Below are 17,837 nucleotides of genomic sequence, written 5' to 3' on the forward strand. Positions count from 1 at the left end.
GGTACAGTATAAACGGTTTTTTGACGGAACTCAAGCAAAAAGAAGGGATAATTACCGGTAAAACCGCAAAAAACGCGGCAATTCTGAAAGCAGGAATAAAGGGACATTTTCATGGAAAACCGGATATATTACCGTGCCTAATATAGTATTATGTTAAATATAGCAAAGCATCAGACATAATATTAATATATGCAGGGAATAAATAGAAACCGGGGTGCCTGCCAAACCGGCTTATTTTACCGTGAGAGGAATGCCAACAAGCAATAGCTGTACAGCATAGTTGGCATCTTCAACCAGCCAGGCAAAACGCATTCCAAAATTAAGTTCAACCGGCAGCTGAAGCAAATGGGCGTAAAAAAGCACTTCCGCCCCCGCCGAACTGTGAAACCGCTCCGGGCTGAAGTTATAGCCGCAGTCATAAAAGATGTTGAAAACAATTTTCGGAATATACAGAAAAGCCCCCATGGACAGGTCGGGAAAAAGCGAAGGAAAGGAATACGTGGCCGCCCCGCTTACCGTTTCCAGCCCCAGGGAACTCCGGTATCCGCGGACAAAACCGCCATAGGCAATATCATCTTCTTCGCGTTTTTCATAAACCGCGTCAAGAGAAATCCGGTCCGTAAATCCGAAAAGTACCGATGAAAAAGATATGTCCGCATAGCGGTGTTCTTTATAATAGGAAGCGGCGGGGTCTATTTCATACCAGGCCGCAACGGAATACTGCTGTCTTTGAGTGGCGGCAAGAGCTGAAAAGGAAGCCCGGACCGGAAGCTGTGAAATTGAATTTCTGATGCGTCCGCCTGCCGAAAGGCCCGCATTTATACTCCACAGTGATGTGACATGGTTTCCGCCGCCGAAGGGAAAATTGATACTGACAGTACCTTCTGTTTCATTGAAAAAATCGGAGCCGAGTTCCCGGAACCAGGTCGAAACAGTAACACTGAGATCGGGGCGGAACCCCCGGTATGTATACATGTATGAAGATCCCAGACTGTTGTTTCCGTAATCATAATCAAGCTGGATATTCTGCTCCATCAGTTCTGCTATATGCCCGACATGCATGTAGAGTCCGACCGTCGTATTTGAAATGTCGGCAGTTCCAATGCCCCAGCCGTCGATCCTGCTGCCCCTGAAAAACATTGAGTATTTTTCCGCCTCAATATCCGTAACCGGAACAAGCGACGGAAAAAGCATCCCCGCTCCCGGTTCCTCTTCAACAGACTGCAGGAAAAATTCTTCCCTGATAATTGTTATCTCATCAAGAGGTATCCATGAATCAGGAGTAACCGGAACCGAAGCTATCACAGTTCCTGTGCTGTCCGCGTAATCAATGACATACAGGGTTTTACCATCGGAAGAGACAAGGGGAAAATATGCGCCGATCGGGCGTACCATAACCTGCTGAATTGATTCGTCAGGAAAGCGGGCATAAATGGTATCAATACCGGATATGTCCGACGAATAATACAGGACGCCATCGGATTCAGTAGGATGGGCCACATTTACAAATCCGGAATCGATAAGGATTTCGGCTGTTTCATCCTGGAAACTGAATCTGCCGATTTTTTTTCCATTATCACCGGCAGGCAGCATTACTCCCGTAGAAACATATATAAGCCCGGTACCGTCAGCCGTAAAAGACATGTCGGTCCAGATTTCACCGGCAGGTATCCGGGTTTTATATGTTATATCACCGCCCGCAGTATCGAGCAGAACAAGGAATGCGCTTGCATCGGCGTTCCACTCAATAACGGCAAGAGACTGTCCGTCCGGCGAAAGGACCGGAGAAAGATAGCGGTCGCCGGAAACCAGCGTTTTTTTTCTGCCCGAGCTTATGTCATACAGCATAATCCGGGTACGGCTTTTGCTGAACTTGCCGTCGTAAATCACTTCATCCCAGGCAAGGAAATTTCCGCCGCTGCTGAAAGAATTTGCAACGTAGCCGTCTGTTAAAACATATTCCCTGCCGTCCTTTATCAGAATAATCTCGGCCCCCCGCCGGATATCCTGACGCACGGCGGCAATGGATCCGTCGTCAAGCAGCGCGAAATGGGAATAAGACGCATATGAGGATTTACCGGGAAGGCTTGCAGTCTGAACTTCGGTTATTTCAAGCGCTTCAATCTGTTTTATCCAGAAATCGCGGTACCCGGCAAACATTTCAATATATACGCTCTTAGGCCCCTTGCCGGCAGCTTCCTTTACGCCCAGGTAGGGACCGAGAGCCGGGAGCGGGACTTTTGAGAATGTGCCGAACAGTTTTTCTGGAGCCTTCATATCATAATTGTTCCGCAGCCAGGTATTCATGAGGTAACCAAAAATATATTGGTTGGGAACATAGTCACGGTATGAACCAAGGAGCATTTTATTGTAATTATACAGTTTGCCGTCAAGCGCAAGAGCCTTGAATGGAGCGGTAAAGGAGGCGTGCCGGCCCCGGCCGGCCGGAGTTAAAACGGTTTCCATTACAACCGCATCGCCTTCAAACCACCAGCCCGGCGCAAAAGGCAGCAAACCTATATCGCCCATCAGCAAATAAGTAAGACGAAGGGTATTCCGGTTCAGGGCGTCATACTGAAACATATGCCTTCCCTCATGCGCCGATAAAAGAGAAAACCAGTCAAAGGGCCATTCTGCTATGGGCGTTCCGTAATATACGCTTCTCCGGGGATAAATACTTACAAATCCGTTTGGTGAAAGAAAATCGGGATGCAGAATAACCGGGTATCGGAACAGACGCTTCGGGGAAATTGAATACTGCTGCTCCGGAAACAGATATTCAAGCGCAGAAACCGTATAACGCCCATACTCTTCCATAAAATCAGGAAAAATAATCTGATAGTGTTCGGTCTCTATCCGCTGCCAGTGGAATTTATTAACATCAATGGGATCGGCACCCAAACGGCCGCAGAAAAAGATAATACATAAGGCACGCAATAATACCCTGATTCGTTTCGGAAAAACCATGAGAAAATCCTTGTTTTACAGGCATGTCACTTTTTATATATGTATAAATATATTGATTTTTATCTGATCTGAAAATAAAACCGCTGGATATACCTGATCCTAGCGTCCGCGTCTTTCCAGAGGGAACTGCCGGGATAGGCGGTTATCAGCGTTTCATAAGCCGCAAGAGCTTTTCTGATATCCTTCTGGGGACCGTTCGCCTCATAAGCCTGGCCGCGCAAAAACCAGCCTTCATCAAGGGAAGAAACCGCAATGCTGAAAAAAGTATCAAGATATTGCAGGGCGGCGGCAGCATCGCCGGCCGACAGAGAAGCCCTCGCCTTTTCAAGCAAATCTGACGGAGTTTCCGTCACGACCGGTGCGCCGGACTGAGGAGCATTTTGAGCCGGGCCTGAAATTACCGAAAGCATTGGTTCGTCAGTCATAACTGAATCAGTATTCCTGTCTGTTTCGGAAATTCCGGAAACCACCGGCACAGGAGAAAGATGGGAAGCTGTCTGGTCTTCAGTTACGGAGGATGGCTGTTCCGCGCCGGCCGACGGGACTGTCCCTCCTTCACTCACAGAAGGAGCTTCATGCAGTCCCGCCGAGCCCGAATAATTCGGAGCGCGGACGCTGCTTCCATTCTGTGACTGGGAACCTTCAGTCACTGTAACCGCGAGCAAATCGGTAAGATAACTGTCGGCGAGAACATCGAATTTCGAGAAGGATAAAATATAATTTCCCGGTTTTAGGGCTCTGAAACCGAACAGAGTATCTCCGTTATCGAGCTTGCGGTATTCATATTTAAGGCCGCTTTGGGCCAGAGAATCGCCCAGAAATACCCAGGACCGGCCTGGATACCATACCTCTAGGATCTGTCCCTGTGCGAGCGTTACAGTCCGGGACGGCAGTGGAGCCGGTTCCTGATCCTGTATTTCCACTTCCGGAGAAACAGGCTGTTCCTGTACGGATTCCTCCCGTGGAAGTTCTCCCGGGGAAGTATTTTCATCAGCCGGAATATCCGCGCGTTCTGTTTCGGCGGGTTCGGAAGGAATTACCGGAGGGAGGCTTTCAACGGACGGCTGATTTTCGTCACCTGACTGACTGTCTGGCATTTCGGCGTTTCCGGCTTCAGATGAATCGGGAATGGTTTCAGCCGGAGAAGAAGGAGGAAAAATCTCTGAAAAAAATAAATCGGGTTCCGGATAAAAATAAAGCAGTCTCTCTCCGTCAGGAGGATTGACTGGTTCTTCGGCGTCCTCAATTGAAAAAGATTCATCTTCTGTTTCATTTAAAATATCTGTCTCAATATCTTCCTCAGGAACAGTTTCATCATCAGGAATTATCTGATCATCCGTATCCGGCAAAGAGGCTTCAGGCAGGAGGTCTTCTTCCGGATACAGCTCTTCGACGGTTATTTCTTCCGTCACCTCAGTCGTATCGGGCGTTGTCTTACAGCCAAAGAATAATACCGGGCATAATAAAATGAAAAGAATAATCTTTATACCGTTTTTTCTCATGGCACTGACTCCAGTATTTTTTCTATTTGCGTTTGCCCGGCGGAGCGGAGTTCCGCCATACTTTCAGCGCTGGGAACAATATACCATTTTTCTGCTTCGTCATCAGTCCAGCTTGTATGCGGTTCCCGTGAAAGAATAACACCCCGGGTCTCCAGGGGTTCAACAGGTAGCCAGAATTCCTTAGGAGGAATTATCCTCGCTTTCAATTCGGCGGCAAGTTTGTCGGCTTTTTGCTTCTCGGCATTCTGAGTGTGTATACTGAACCCGAGAACAGCGACTAATATGATCAGCAGCAAGGCGAAAGAAATAACCAGAATCCGGAGGTTATTATCAATAAATTTTATTACGTCTTCCCGGCTGATCATTTACCGGCCCTCTCCTTCAGTATGGTTACTCCTGACCGCCGGAATCCTCGGCAGTCCTGACCCTCTTCGGCGGATGGGGAGGAATTACTACATTTTCTTCCGGAGGAACATCCTCCTCAACAAAGTTTTCTATGTCCGGAAGTTTTTCGTCAACAGGCGCGCTTTCATTTTCCAGCTTGATGGATAAAACCTTTGTGATGCCGGATTCCTCCATGGTAATTCCCAGCATTGTATTCGCGCCCATAACAGTTTTTTTATTATGGGTAATAATAATATACTGACTTACATTTGCAAATTCACGGAGAGTATGAATAAAACGGGAAACATTCTGATCATCGAGGGCAGCATCAATTTCATCCAGCAGGCAGAACGGAGACGGCTTAACCATATACGTTGCAAAAAGCAGGGCGACTGCAGTCATCGATTTCTCGCCCCCTGAAAGCAGATTGATATTTTCCAGTTTTTTACCGGGAGGCTGGGCAAAAATTTCTATTCCCGATTCAAGCACATTATTCGGATCTATCAGGCGGATTTCGCCCCTGCCCCCGCCGAAAAGTCTCCGGAACATATTATGAAAATTCTTTTTGATCTTGTTATATGTCGCGAGAAAGATTTCAGTTGACTCCGCCCGGATTTCTTCGGTTATCCGCTTCAGGTCATCTCTGGCTTTTTGCAGATCGGCTATCTGATTATTGAGAAATTCATACCGTTCCTTTGTTTCCGCAAATTCTTCAACTGCCATCAAATTCACACTGCCAAGATCCTTCAATTTCCTGCGGGCTTCCGAGAGTCTTTCCCGCAGCTCTCCCGCAGGGATATTAAGAACATACATGCGTTCTTCAAATTCCATCAGATCCCGGGAATGGTTTTCCCTGAAATTTTCCTGGAGATTCCGTATTTCAGTTTCATTCATGGCCATATCCATATGCAGCTTTTCAAGCTGAGACTGAATACGGATCATTTCAGCATTGTGTTTTTTAAGAGTACCCTGCTTGCCTGTCACATCACTGTTCCGTGATAAAATATCATTTTCCAGTCTTTCCATTTCCTCGGCAAGTTTAATTCCCTGCCGTTCTATGGAAGCAAGCTCGCTTTCAATATCATGAATCTGTTCAGTAATATCTTCAAGCCGGGCGTTTTCCGAAAAAATTTCATTTTCAACTTCACGGAGCTGGGCTTCCTGGGAAGCAAGTTCCCGGCGGATAAGGCGGGCCTGTTCCTCTGCCGCCGCACTTTGGGTTTTCATCTGAACCTGATTCAAACGGAGTTCATGCAGGGTATTTTTATATTCATCGATTTTATCCGAGAGGTCATTGTTTTCTGTCTGGAGAGCTGAAATGCGGGAACGTTTTTCAGCGACAGTCTCACGGTTGAGTCTGATTTTTTCATCTATCTGCCGCTTTTGCGTTATGATGCCGTCCGGGGAAAGAAATTCGTCAATAAACCCGGGCATTGTTTTCTTGTAGCCGTCAATTGCAGACTCAAGATTTGCCAGCATTTTTTCAAGCTCGGTAAATGAAGCCACCGCATTTTCCGCAAAATGACGGACATCCTGGACCGAGGGATTATGCAGATGGGAAAAATCGGAAAAAATATTCCGGCGGCCTTCCACCAGCACACGTATCTGCGCAAAGGCAGAACTGACCGCATCTTCTGCTTCAGTATGAGCCCTTGATGAATACCCCGCATCACGGAGTTTTTTATCAAGCCGGGTAACTATGTCCTCGGTTATTGCCTGCAGTTCCTGACCGAGAGTGGAACGGTCATTATTGAGAGATTCAATTTCCGATTCGAGGCCGGCAGCCTGCCGTTCATTCTCGGAAATTCTGTTGGATGAGGCTGTTATATTTCCCTCAAAGGAAACGATATTCTGGTCTATTTCAGTTATGCGGCGGTTCAATTCATGGACAGCCGCGTCCTGTTCATCCGCATCTTCCCGCAGATTTTCTATTCTGCCGTTTACCGACAGTTTTCTGTGTTCCAGCTGATCAAGTTTTGACTTTACTTCATTGCTCCGCTCGGTCAATACCCTGGCCAATTTGCTTTTTTCATTTTTTTCAACCTGGAACCCGATAAGTTTTTTCTGGTAATCATTCAGGGTAGTCTGGAGAGAATTTACCGCATCCATATTTTCTTCCAGGGATGCGGTTATTTCATCAATTTCATTCTTTATTGAGTCCCGCTGGGACTGTGTTTCCTGCATGGTAGAGGAACGCCGGTCCCGGTCCTGAAAAAAACCTTTCAGCCGCAAAAGCTGAATATCCAGTTCATTTTCGAAAATTACCTCACGGAGCGCGCGGTACTGGGCGGTTTTTTCCGCCTGCACTTTCAGGCTCTCATAAGAACGCTTGACTTCCCCGAGTATACCCTCAATCTGGCGCATATTCTCTTCGGTTTTTTCAAGTTTACGCTCGGCCTCCGCCCGCCGGACCTTGAACTTGGTAATTCCCGCGGCTTCTTCAAAAAGGTAGCGCCTGTCTTCCGGTTTGCTGGAAAGGATCTGGTCAATCTTTCCCTGTTCCATAACCGAATAGGCCGCTTTTCCGACACCGGTATCCCAGAAAAGTTCCCGTATATCCTTCAGCTTGACAGGGGCATTATTTATAAAATACTCACTTTCACCGGAACGGTACAAACGGCGTTTAATCGCAATTTCGCTCATGTCAAGGTTCAAAAAACCGTTTTCATTCGCAATAGTCAGCGTTACTTCCGCGACATTGAGGGGTTTCCGTGATTCTGTCCCGTTAAAAATTATATCTTCCATTTTGTCGGCACGCATTGTTTTTGCCGACTGTTCACCCAGAACCCACTTTACCGCATCAACGACATTACTTTTTCCGCAGCCGTTCGGGCCGAGCAACGCGGTTATACCATCCGCAAATTCAATATTTGTCCGGTCTGCAAATGATTTAAATCCAAATACCTCAAGACTTTTCAGGAACACCTTTGAGACCCCTTATTTCTTCTAGAACATAGCATTTACAGTTATTACTTTACCTCAAGCACCAGCCTTCGGTCAATGGAAAGAGAAAAATAGACCCGGAAACTGCAGATTTTACCGGATTTTTTGGCCTTGCTGCCATCGCGCGTATTCAAGTTTTCAGGTATTACATCCGTATTATTTTGTATGAAATACAAAATACTGTTCCTGCAAACCGGGAACGAAATAGAAAATCGCATGACGGAATTCCTTGCATCATCAGGATTTCCGGTAATCCGGGCAAAAAATTTAAGTCAGCTCCATAATAAACTGTCTTCCTGCAGTTTTGACGCTGTTCTTGTTGCCGAATCGCAGCTGAAACTGTACAGACTGATGCCCATGAGGCACTTGTGGGAGTACCGTTCCAAACAGACTATTATTTCTTATGCATATAAACCGGGAGAAAAAATAAAAACCAGTATATATACCCGCAGGAATATACAGAATCCTTCTCAGGAAAACCCGGCGGAGTATATTAATACGCTGCTCCAAACCTTTTCCCCGGAAAATGACAGGTTTACTGGCATCCGGACACAGGAAAGTCATGATACCGTCCTGCCTGATCTTAACGCCGTTACGGAAAAATTACTGCTATCCCTTCATGGCATAAAACTGCACAGAAAAATGCGGACCATTCTGTCAGTTCTGATCGACGCAAATGTACAGGGAATTCATACAAGTATGATAAGCCATTATGTATGGGGCCAGGAAAGTGATGAAAAAAAGAAGGACATTCAGATATATATCAGCAAGCTGAGGGGGTTGCTCGTAACAGTTTTCGGCACAGAATACTGCATTCAGCATAAAAAAGGATTTTATTATTTTCTACACAACACAGATCAACCGGGGGTATAACTACATCATGCTGCACCAGGGTAAACCCAATGCAGCATGTATGTAATAGAGATTATATACGCGTAATAAAAATCTGTGACCTAGCGTTTGAGAACGGAAGCAATTCTTTCCAGAACTTTTTTCCGGTCAAGTGGTTTAACAATATAATTTTTCGCGCCGAGCAAAAGTGATTTTTTTACCAGTTCTTCCTTTCCGAGAGCACTTATCATAACAACTTTTGCGTTCTTATCATAATTCATTATATGTTCAAGCGCCGTAATACCATCCATACGGGGCATGGTGATATCCATAGTGACCAGATCTACATTCGGGTGCAACTCTTTGAATTTTTCAACACCGTCCATTCCATCAACAGCAGTTGCAATAACCTCATAGCCTTCACTTGTTAAAATCTGACCGATCTGTTTTGCGACGAAAATTGAATCGTCAACAATCAGAACCTTGTAGGGAGTACCGTCGTCCTTACGTCCCTCAGGCGGTCGGTCATTGATTGACGGAAAATCTTGTTTAGATATCATTTATCACTCCTGTTGTTATAATACTCTGTCGCGGATTGCAACATTTACTTCTACCTTACCCTGTACGGTATCCATCGGAACAATGAGAGCTTCCACTTCATGGTCTGAAATTTCCAGATTGTCGCCGGTAAAAAGGGCTGGCGGCGTTAAATCAAATTTAAAACCTAAATCATGAAGCTTAGTTACTGCCTGGGCAGTGATGAGGTTTGCCAGCTCGGTGATAGTCGCCCTTGCAAGATCATCAAATTTCTCAAGCTCCTCATTATTCATGCGGGAGGCAATTTTCATTGCAGTGTCCATGCTCATATCAAACAGAACCCTGCCTTCAACATCACCGGCAAGACCGACAAGAGCCGCAACGCCCATTACCGGCATTGCAGTAGACTTCAAATACAATTCTCCGCGAGAAATTTCACCGCCTAACACTTCAGATAAAATATTGTAGGCTGCTTCAACAAATGGATTAATATACTCTACGCGCATCATCCTCTCCTTTGCTCTTTATATATAATATTATTCTTTTGCGAATGCAATAACATCACCCTGTACAGTCCTCAGCCAGCCGCTATGCTGAGGCATTGCTTCGTTTTTCCCGAGAATGATAACTCCGTTATCTTTCAGTTTCTCGGTAAAATCTTCAATAAGCCCTGCCTGCTGAGGGGCAGTCAAAAATGAAATAGTATCACGGGAAAGAATAATATCCATATTGGGAACAACATTCTGATTGGTACAATCATGATATTCAAACAATATCATATCCCGTATAGCCTGGTTAAACGCCCATGCACCGCCCACTCCCTTCACCATCCATGCCCTATAGCGGGCGGAAAGCTGCTCTTCCGGAATGGTGAGCATAGGAGCATTTGAAATGGCAAGCAAATCAGAATCATGCGCGTAAATGACTATCCGCGCATTCGGATATTTTTCTTTCAGAATCACTGCAAGGGAATATGTTTCATATCCCTTTCCGCAGCCAATGTTCCACACATTTATCTGCTTGGCCTGATTCGGAGGAAGAACCTTCAGCATCGAATCCGCATACGCGTCACCCCATAACTGCCCTGTATACGGTGAAAAGAAAGGCTGCAGATACAGCCGGGCGTCCGGTTCTGATTTCAGCTGGATGTCAGCAGGCGAACGCATATCACGCCATTCCATATACCGGGCAGAAACCCAGTGGGAATTCAGGGACGTAACATAGAATTTGCACAACACTGAAAGCGTATCACTGATAAACGAAATATCCAGTTCATCCGGAGTCCGATTCTGAAGAACGGCCTTCGGAGCCTCGGGTTCAGGCTGCTCGACTGAAGCCTGTGTCTGAGTCTGGGTATCAGAATCGGCAGTTTTAGCAGCCCGTACGCTGAATATCCGTTCGACATCAAGCAGAATATATAAACGCCCGTGGTCTTCAACAACACCGCGGATATATTTGATATTAATATCGCCGAACAGGGGATGGGGAGGCTGTATGGCATTTTTCGAAATGCCGACAACCTTATCGATTTCATCAACGACAATACCAAAGGCCTGTTCATCGATAATAATAATTATCATGTTTTCGAGAGTACTTGCGTCCCTGTGCCTGGTCGGTATGTTAAAAAAGAGTCTCAGATCGATAATCGGAATAATATCACCCCGGAGGTTATATACACCCAGAACATAGGGAGCGGTGTTCGGAACATAGGTAAAGCGTCCGTCCTTTGCAATTTCTTTTACCTGCATGATATCAATGGCATAATCCTTTCCCGCGAGAGAGAAAGTCACCATCTTGAAATCAATAATTGCAATATCTTCGGCTTTTTTTTCTAAATCAGGAATTTCCGAATCAACGGCTGCTGATTTTTTTGTTTCAACATCACTCATACTTCTGCAATCCTTTTACCAGACTGAAGCTTCACGTCTTTCACGTGCCTGCATTTCCTGCTTAAGTCCGAGATCTAGCAACTGACTTACATCAATAATCAATGAAACCGATCCGTCACCAAGAACACATGCCCCTGCAATACCGGGGGAATTTGTGTACTGATCTCTCAGCGGTTTGATAACAACGTCTTCCTCACTGATCAAACTATCGACCATAAGGCCGACTTTCTTTTCTGAAGTGCCAACAATAACAATATAATTATATTCGCTGGTTTCATCTGAATTTATACCAAAAAGTCGGTTCAAGCGCAATAAGCTGATAACCTCATCGCGCACATTAAATACCTCATAATTGTCTATCCGGCTTATTTCACTCGGTAAAACCCGGTGACTTTCAATAACTGAAGTTATGGGGATCGAGTAAACTTCCTTGCTGACCTTGACCAGGAGTCCTGGATTATGGCGAGAGTCAGCGGGAGACGGATTATAAAACGGGACCCGACATTCGGGGTTGAAGCAATGGTAACCGTTCCATTGATCTTTTCAATATGAGTCTTTACGACATCAAGGCCGACTCCGCGTCCTGAAATATTTGAAATTTTGTCAGCGGTTGAGAAACCCGGTTCAAAAATAAGCTGATAGGCTTCGACATCGGTAAGATTTTTACCGGGATGAATCAATCCGCGGTTTATGGCTTTTTTCTTTACCGCCTCAACATCAATGCCGTGACCGTCATCAGCTATTTCAATAACGATCATGCTGCCTTCATTGCTTGCCTTGAGGAGGATGGTTCCTTCTTCGGGCTTGCCCGCTTTTTTCCGTTCCTCAGGAGTTTCAATTCCGTGATCAAGGGCGTTCCGTACACAGTGCATGATGGGATCGAGAAGATCTTCGACAACCGATTTATCAAGCTCGGTTTCTTCACCTTCAATAACGAGCCGAACCTTTTTATTCAGTTCGCGGGACAGATCGCGCACAAGGCGGGGGAAGCGGTTAAATATCTGGCTTATGGGAACCATACGGATTTTCATAACGCCTTCCTGCAGTTCACCGGTTATGCGTCCGAGGTTCTGCGTTGCCGCACGGAATTTTGTTACCGCACCCTTCATCGAAGCCGCAAAATTATTGAATATTTCAAACATACCTGTGTATTCGGTATTAATTTCTTTCTTTATATCTTTTACATTGGCGCCGTTCTGGATATCGTCAAGATAATCAGGGATTCGGTCAAACAGCTTGCGCAGCTGTTCATGGGAAGCACTCTCCGCCTGCTGGAATTCAGTCATAAGCTCGGAAAACTGCAGCGCATTCTGATTGAATGAAGCCTTGACTATTACGGTTTCACTGACGAGGTTCATCAGATAGTCAATACGGCGCGCATCAACCCGGAGAACCGAAGATGAAGCGGAATGACCGTTGGAGGCCGCATCAGGCCGGGCCTTTTTAGCGAGAGCGGGTGCCTTTGTCTCGGACTCCGGAGCGTCGGCAGTATATGAGTCTTCCTCTTCATCAGTGTCATTGCTTTCAGTTTCAAAGGCGCTGACAGCCGAAGAAGCGGATGCAGCCGCAGTACTCTTTTCAGCCGCGGAGGATGAAGCGTTTGAAGCGTCAAGGGACGCCAGGTTCAGAACCGATACGGAAACTTCCAGAGTTACATCGGAAATTGTCGCCGTTTCAGTCATGGTTGCAACATCGCTCGGAGAAGCTACAATGTAAAGAACATTTTCATGGAATTCATCATCATACAGAACATCAAATTCCGGGTCTGTTTTAAGGATTTCGCCCTGCTGTTTCAGGGCTGCATATACCTGAATTCCGCCGACGGAATTCATTAAATTCGATTCATCGAATTTTACCTTGACGACATATACCGTATATTCGGGAGGAAGGGATTCCTTCATCTCCAGGACTTCATATTCAGTCAGCAAGCCGGCTATGTCCGCGTCTGTTGCCACGGGCGCAGGCGCAGCCTTTTTGGCCGGGGCGGCCTTTTTTTCCGGAGCTGATGCCGGCGCTTTGCCCGCCTTTTTACCGGAAGAAGGTATCATTGACCGGAGACTGTTGACAATCGCAGAAACATCTTTTTTATAAATGGAACCTTCCTGCCGTGCCGACAGCATTGCCTTTATCACATCAAGCGACTGCAAAAGCATATCCACAACGTCTTCAGTAACGCCGACAGAGCCGGAACGGATTACATCAAGCAAATCCTCAATAACATGGGTAAATTCCGCAAGTTCCTTCATTTCGACGGTCGCAGAACCGCCTTTCAGTGTATGAGCCGCACGAAAGATCTCATCTATCGCATCATGATTGGAAGGATCGTTTTCAATGACCAGAATATTGCTTTCCAGTACATCAACCTGCTGTTCAGCTTCACTGAAAAAATCTTTCAGAAGTTCTTCATTATTAATATCCAGATAATCACTCATATTACTACAAGTTTATACTCTTTTTAAGATTAGTCAAGATTAACAGTGCAGTTTTTCCCGATTTCTGGCGAAAATATAGTGTCTCTTACAATAATAGTATATAATATAGTAAGGAGAATTGAATGAACGGCCGAAAGATTTTTGTTATTATTCTGTTTTTTCTCTGTCTGCCCCTGACACTGGTGCCTCAGAGTCTTTCGCTTGCGGAATTTGAGTTATCGACAACAGGACACATAACAGAAACGGAAAAAAGAGCCAACTTCGTAACTGAAGGGACAATCGCTCTGTGGTTTGTTCCGGTAAACTGGCTCCGCTTCCGGGCAAAGGCCGAGTTTTCCATTGCGGATACCGAACGATTTTTTAATCCCGAATATTCATATAAAAGTCCCGGAGAATTTGTGTTTGACGGATTATCTCTTACCGTACCCGTAACAGGACGGTGGCCGGTGCATTTTACTGTTTTTACGGGAAACCTCGAAGACCCTTCCTCAGGGACCCTGCTGGAAACCTTTCAGAAAACCAGTTTTGAGGATTCAGAGTTTTATGATACGCCGGCCGGAAAGGCTTTTTCGCCGCCTGCATCAATTGAAGGTCTGGGGTTTGCGGTAACCACGGTTCCTTTTAATTCCAGCGCGGTTCTTGGCCTGTATGGCTCATGGAACATAAAAACAGGACAGGACGCAGGCTATTCAGTTGATCTCAGAGTCGGAAACGCGGGCCGGTATTTTTCATTCAATCTATTCGGCGGGGCTTCATTCTTAATGGAAGATACGACCTTTTTATTCAGGGGAGGCGCTACCGCCCTTCTCAAGTCAAATTTCAATTCAGAGCTGTATATGAAAACGGAGCTGAGATATTTTTCTTCCAATGATTTTGATATCAGCAGAAATATTTATTTACTGTTTGAACCCCGGGTCTACTGGAAGCATGCCGATCTTGCGCTGTCATTTTTTGCATCGCCGGTTTTTCCTGATAATGTTCCCGTATATGCAAAAATTGAATCTGAAAGTAATTATTTCGGTTGCAATGTAAAATTTTCTGCGGGGAGCGCCAACAAATACCGTATCAGGGGAGGAATTAACCTTCTCGGCAGTATTAATCCCCAGGAACCGGCCGCAATTTCACCTTTTACCTTTTCTGTCTGTCCATTTTATAGTATGATTATATCGGATTTCTTTTTGGAATTTATGGTAGTTATTAACCCTTTGCTTCTGGATGATCTGTGGTCCGCAGGGGAGATACGTTTGCATATAAAGGCGGTATATTAATGAAGCGTTTGCATAAGATTATACTATTATGTCTTTCATTTTTCCTTATCATATCAAATGTATACGCTGCTGAAATTGAACTTTTTCTGCAGGCCGGAAATTTCGCATTTGATGACAGCGGGGACCTTCAGCAGAAAAAGCCGAAATTCGGTTTCGGCTTTTCGATAAGCGAGCAAATCAGGGGAAACATAATAGGAAATATAGCTTTTGACAGTGACCCCTTAAACGGAAATCTCCTGAAAGCCCGTATCAAATATCAATTACCCTATCTCGAACTTTCACTGGGGCCGTCCTTTGGCATTTTCAATTCGGGTTCCGATAAGGACAAGTATGATATTTCAATATTTATGCAGCCCGGTCTTGGGATTGGTTTTACCATACGCTTCCCCGGTATTTTCTTTGCCGGCGCGGACTGTGATTTTGCCCTTTCACCGCCCCAGGTTTTTGAGGGACAGGTTTTTTTGCAGCAGGGGTCAATTACACTGGGCGTATATCTTCCCAATATTCTGCTCAGCGCAAAAGTAACCCAAAAAAATAATACCCTCATGACAAACGCAGACCCAAGGGTCAAAACCGCTACTGATTACGGCATATATACGGAAGCTTTTAAAAAGGGTTCACCTTTCAGGGGTTCCGTAAATTTCATTTACCGTATTCTGAATTTTCACGCAGGCTCCGCATCCACGGCAAACAAGGAAATAGCCAATCTGATTGTCGGAGGAGGTCTTACCTGGTCTCCAAATATCAATATGAGTATCTATGTTCAGGGGAACGGATGTATATATTCATTTTCCCTGGCTGATGAAGTTGACGGGCTTAATAAGTTTATGTTTGAAGCAAAGGCAGGGGTAATATTCGTAATAGGCGGAAACAGGTAACAGATGTCAATTGTATCCCCTGCGGTAAAGCGGCAGAAGACTTTTTAATAAGAGGGTCTTGCAAAATCTTATAAATCTCCAGAAAAAGAACTTTCTTTTCCTATATATACTTATCCCTGTTGCGGCTGGAGGCAGCAGGAGGGGCAGAACCATTTTATTTAATGATACTGACCAGGGGCCGTGCTTCTTCTCAGCCGGCAGCAATGCTTACAAAGCACCTGGGGTTTGTAAGCAGCAGATGAGCGGCGATACATACACACCAGGTGATGCGATCCACATAAGCAAAACTGTTTGCTTTGTTGTTCAGCCCATTATTTTAAAAATAAAAAAGCCTGGCAGCTACCTACTTTCCCACTTGATCAGCAGTATCATCGGCGTAAGAGAGCTTGACTTCCGTGTTCGGGATGGGAACGGGTATGACCTCTCCACTATGGCCACCAGGCATAATAAACACAATAAGGGTGAGCGCGGGATTTCACCGTACTCTAAGCGGCCTTGAGTAATAAGTCAGGAACCGCATGTATCTAAAACACAATAATAAACAAAGGAAAGAAAGAATGTGTAGTTAAGAAGGATAATATGGTCAAGCCTCACGACTTATTAGTATTGCTCGGCTGAATACATTACTGCACTTAGACCTGCAACCTATCAACCTGGTAGTCTTCCAGGAGTCTTTAGGAGGGTTAAACCCTCAGGGATGATTTATCTTGAGGTGGGCTTCCCACTTAGATGCCTTCAGCGGTTATCCCTTCCGAACGTAGCTACTCTGCACTTGCTCTTGGCAGAACAACAGATACACCAGAGGTTCGTCCACTTCGGTCCTCTCGTACTAAAAGCAGCTCCTCTCAATCATCCAACGCCCATAGCAGATAGGGACCGAACTGTCTCGCGACGTTCTGAACCCAGCTCACGTACCGCTTTAATTGGCGAACAGCCAAACCCTTGGACCTGCTTCAGCCCCAGGATGCGATGAGCCGACATCGAGGTGCCAAACTTTCCCGTCGATGTGAACTCTTGGGGAAAATCAGCCTGTTATCCCCGGAGTACCTTTTGTCCGTTAAGTGACGGCGCTTCCACTCGCTACCGCCAGATCACTAAGACCTACTTTCGTACCTGCTCGACCTGTCAGTCTCGCAGTCAAGCCTCCTTGTGCCTTTACACTCATACGCTGATTTCCAACCAGCGCGAGGAGACCTTCGCGCACCTCCGTTACTCTTTAGGAGGCGACCGCCCCAGTCAAACCGCCCACCTATCATTGTCCCCATACCAGCTTCATGGCACAGGTTAGAAACCTAATTCATCAAGGGTGGTATTTCACATTACGACTCAACGCAACCTAACGACCACGTTTCACAGTCTCCCACCTATTCTACACATGATAAATCAAGTCCCAATAATAAGCTACGGTGAAGGTTCACGGGGTCTTACCGTCTAACTATGGGTAACCGGCTTCTTTACCGGTATATAAATTTCACCGAGTCTCGCGTTGAGACAGCGCCCAGAATCGTTACACCATTCGTGCGGGTCGGAACTTACCCGACAAGGAATTTCGCTACCTTAGGACCGTTATAGTTACGGCCGCCGTTTACCGGGGCTTCAATTCACAGCTTCGAGTTACCTCTAACCGCTCCTCTTAACCTTCCGGCACCGGGCAGGTGTCACCACCTATACGTCTCATTACTGATTCGCAGATGGCTGTGTTTTTGATAAACAGTCGCCTGGGCCTGCTCTGTGCCACCCCCACTATTTTACCAAACAGAGGTCACACTTCTTCCGAAGTTACGTGTGCATTTTGCCGAGTTCCTTAACGCGAGTTCTCTCGAGCGCCTTAGATTTCTCATCCCACCTACCTGTGTCGGTTTACGGTACGGTCTTCTATAACCTAGCCTTAGACAGTATTTCCCGGCACCATGATTACGCCCGCTTCGTCTTTCCGTAGATCGACTCGCTGTCACAGCTTACCTCAAGATGTGGATTTGCCTGCATCTCTCATCGGCTCGCGTGCTTCGACCGGAACAACCGTTCTCCGGCCGGGTTTCACCTCATGCGTCCTGCCTTCGAAATTATAGAAGGTACTGGAATATGAACCAGTTTCCCATCGACTACGACTTTCGTCCTCGCCTTAGGGGCCGACTTACCCTGGGCAGATGACCTTTACCCAGGAAACCTTAGGTTTTCGGCGGACGGGAATCTCACCCGTCTTTTC

10 protein-coding genes, 2 rRNA genes and 1 pseudogene (1 of these 13 only partly in view) are annotated in these 17,837 nt (G+C 46.0%); 3 read left to right on the forward strand and 10 right to left on the reverse strand.

From position 1 onward, the window contains the following. Positions 1-231: 231 nt before the first annotated feature. From K7I13_RS02525 to K7I13_RS02540, 4 genes are read right to left on the reverse strand one after another with little or no spacing between them, the layout of a single operon-like run. The gene (locus K7I13_RS02525; protein WP_255947692.1) at positions 232-2,967 is read right to left on the reverse strand and encodes a TolB family protein; all 2,736 of its coding nucleotides are present in this window, start codon (positions 2,965-2,967) and stop codon (positions 232-234) included. Positions 2,968-3,026: 59 nt separating this feature from the next. Then, entirely contained in the window at positions 3,027-4,469 is a 1,443-nt protein-coding gene (locus K7I13_RS02530; protein ID WP_255947694.1) for a DUF8523 domain-containing protein, read from the reverse strand. Then, the gene (locus tag K7I13_RS02535) at positions 4,466-4,834 is read right to left on the reverse strand and encodes a hypothetical protein (RefSeq protein ID WP_255947696.1); all 369 of its coding nucleotides are present in this window, start codon (positions 4,832-4,834) and stop codon (positions 4,466-4,468) included. The genes K7I13_RS02530 and K7I13_RS02535 overlap by 4 nt, the downstream gene beginning before the upstream one ends. Positions 4,835-4,859: 25 nt before the next feature. Continuing rightward, entirely contained in the window at positions 4,860-7,778 is a 2,919-nt protein-coding gene (locus tag K7I13_RS02540; RefSeq protein WP_255947698.1) for an AAA family ATPase, read from the reverse strand. Between the two features lie 183 nt (positions 7,779-7,961). On the opposite strand from K7I13_RS02540, the gene K7I13_RS02545 reads away from it, so the two are divergent. Continuing rightward, on the forward strand, positions 7,962-8,669 hold the full coding sequence (locus K7I13_RS02545; RefSeq protein WP_255947700.1) for a hypothetical protein: 708 nt from the start codon (positions 7,962-7,964) through the stop codon (positions 8,667-8,669). Positions 8,670-8,749: 80 nt separating this feature from the next. Here the strand turns inward: K7I13_RS02545 and K7I13_RS02550 are convergent, their stop codons facing one another. The 4 genes and pseudogenes from K7I13_RS02550 to K7I13_RS02565 form a co-directional block, all read right to left on the reverse strand. Next, a complete protein-coding gene (locus K7I13_RS02550) occupies positions 8,750-9,187 on the reverse strand; it encodes a response regulator (RefSeq protein ID WP_255947701.1) in 438 nt (145 codons plus the stop codon). A 15-nt stretch (positions 9,188-9,202) separates the two neighbouring features. Then, the gene (locus K7I13_RS02555; protein WP_255947702.1) at positions 9,203-9,670 is read right to left on the reverse strand and encodes a chemotaxis protein CheX; all 468 of its coding nucleotides are present in this window, start codon (positions 9,668-9,670) and stop codon (positions 9,203-9,205) included. 30 nt (positions 9,671-9,700) lie between these two features. Beyond that, positions 9,701-11,053 carry a CheR family methyltransferase gene (locus K7I13_RS02560; protein ID WP_255947705.1) on the reverse strand — a complete coding sequence of 451 codons (1,353 nt, stop codon included), beginning with the start codon at positions 11,051-11,053 and terminating at the stop codon, positions 9,701-9,703. A gap of 15 nt (positions 11,054-11,068) precedes the next feature. Beyond that, positions 11,069-13,485 (reverse strand): annotated as a pseudogene (locus tag K7I13_RS02565) (chemotaxis protein CheW). A 122-nt stretch (positions 13,486-13,607) separates the two neighbouring features. On the opposite strand from K7I13_RS02565, the gene K7I13_RS02570 reads away from it, so the two are divergent. Further along, positions 13,608-14,753 carry a hypothetical protein gene (locus K7I13_RS02570; RefSeq protein ID WP_255947707.1) on the forward strand — a complete coding sequence of 382 codons (1,146 nt, stop codon included), beginning with the start codon at positions 13,608-13,610 and terminating at the stop codon, positions 14,751-14,753. After that, positions 14,753-15,631 carry a hypothetical protein gene (locus K7I13_RS02575; RefSeq protein ID WP_255947709.1) on the forward strand — a complete coding sequence of 293 codons (879 nt, stop codon included), beginning with the start codon at positions 14,753-14,755 and terminating at the stop codon, positions 15,629-15,631. The genes K7I13_RS02570 and K7I13_RS02575 overlap by 1 nt, the downstream gene beginning before the upstream one ends. A 330-nt stretch (positions 15,632-15,961) precedes the next feature. On the opposite strand, the gene rrf is transcribed toward K7I13_RS02575, so the two are convergent. Together rrf and K7I13_RS02585 are read right to left on the reverse strand one after the other, a co-directional pair. Further along, positions 15,962-16,073, reverse strand: a 5S ribosomal RNA gene (gene rrf, locus K7I13_RS02580). 137 nt (positions 16,074-16,210) lie between these two features. Continuing rightward, positions 16,211-17,837, reverse strand: a 23S ribosomal RNA gene (locus K7I13_RS02585); it runs 1,374 nt beyond the window's last position.

Source organism: Brucepastera parasyntrophica, assembly GCF_022376835.1.
Taxonomy (GTDB): Bacteria; Spirochaetota; Spirochaetia; order Treponematales; family Treponemataceae; genus Brucepastera; species Brucepastera parasyntrophica.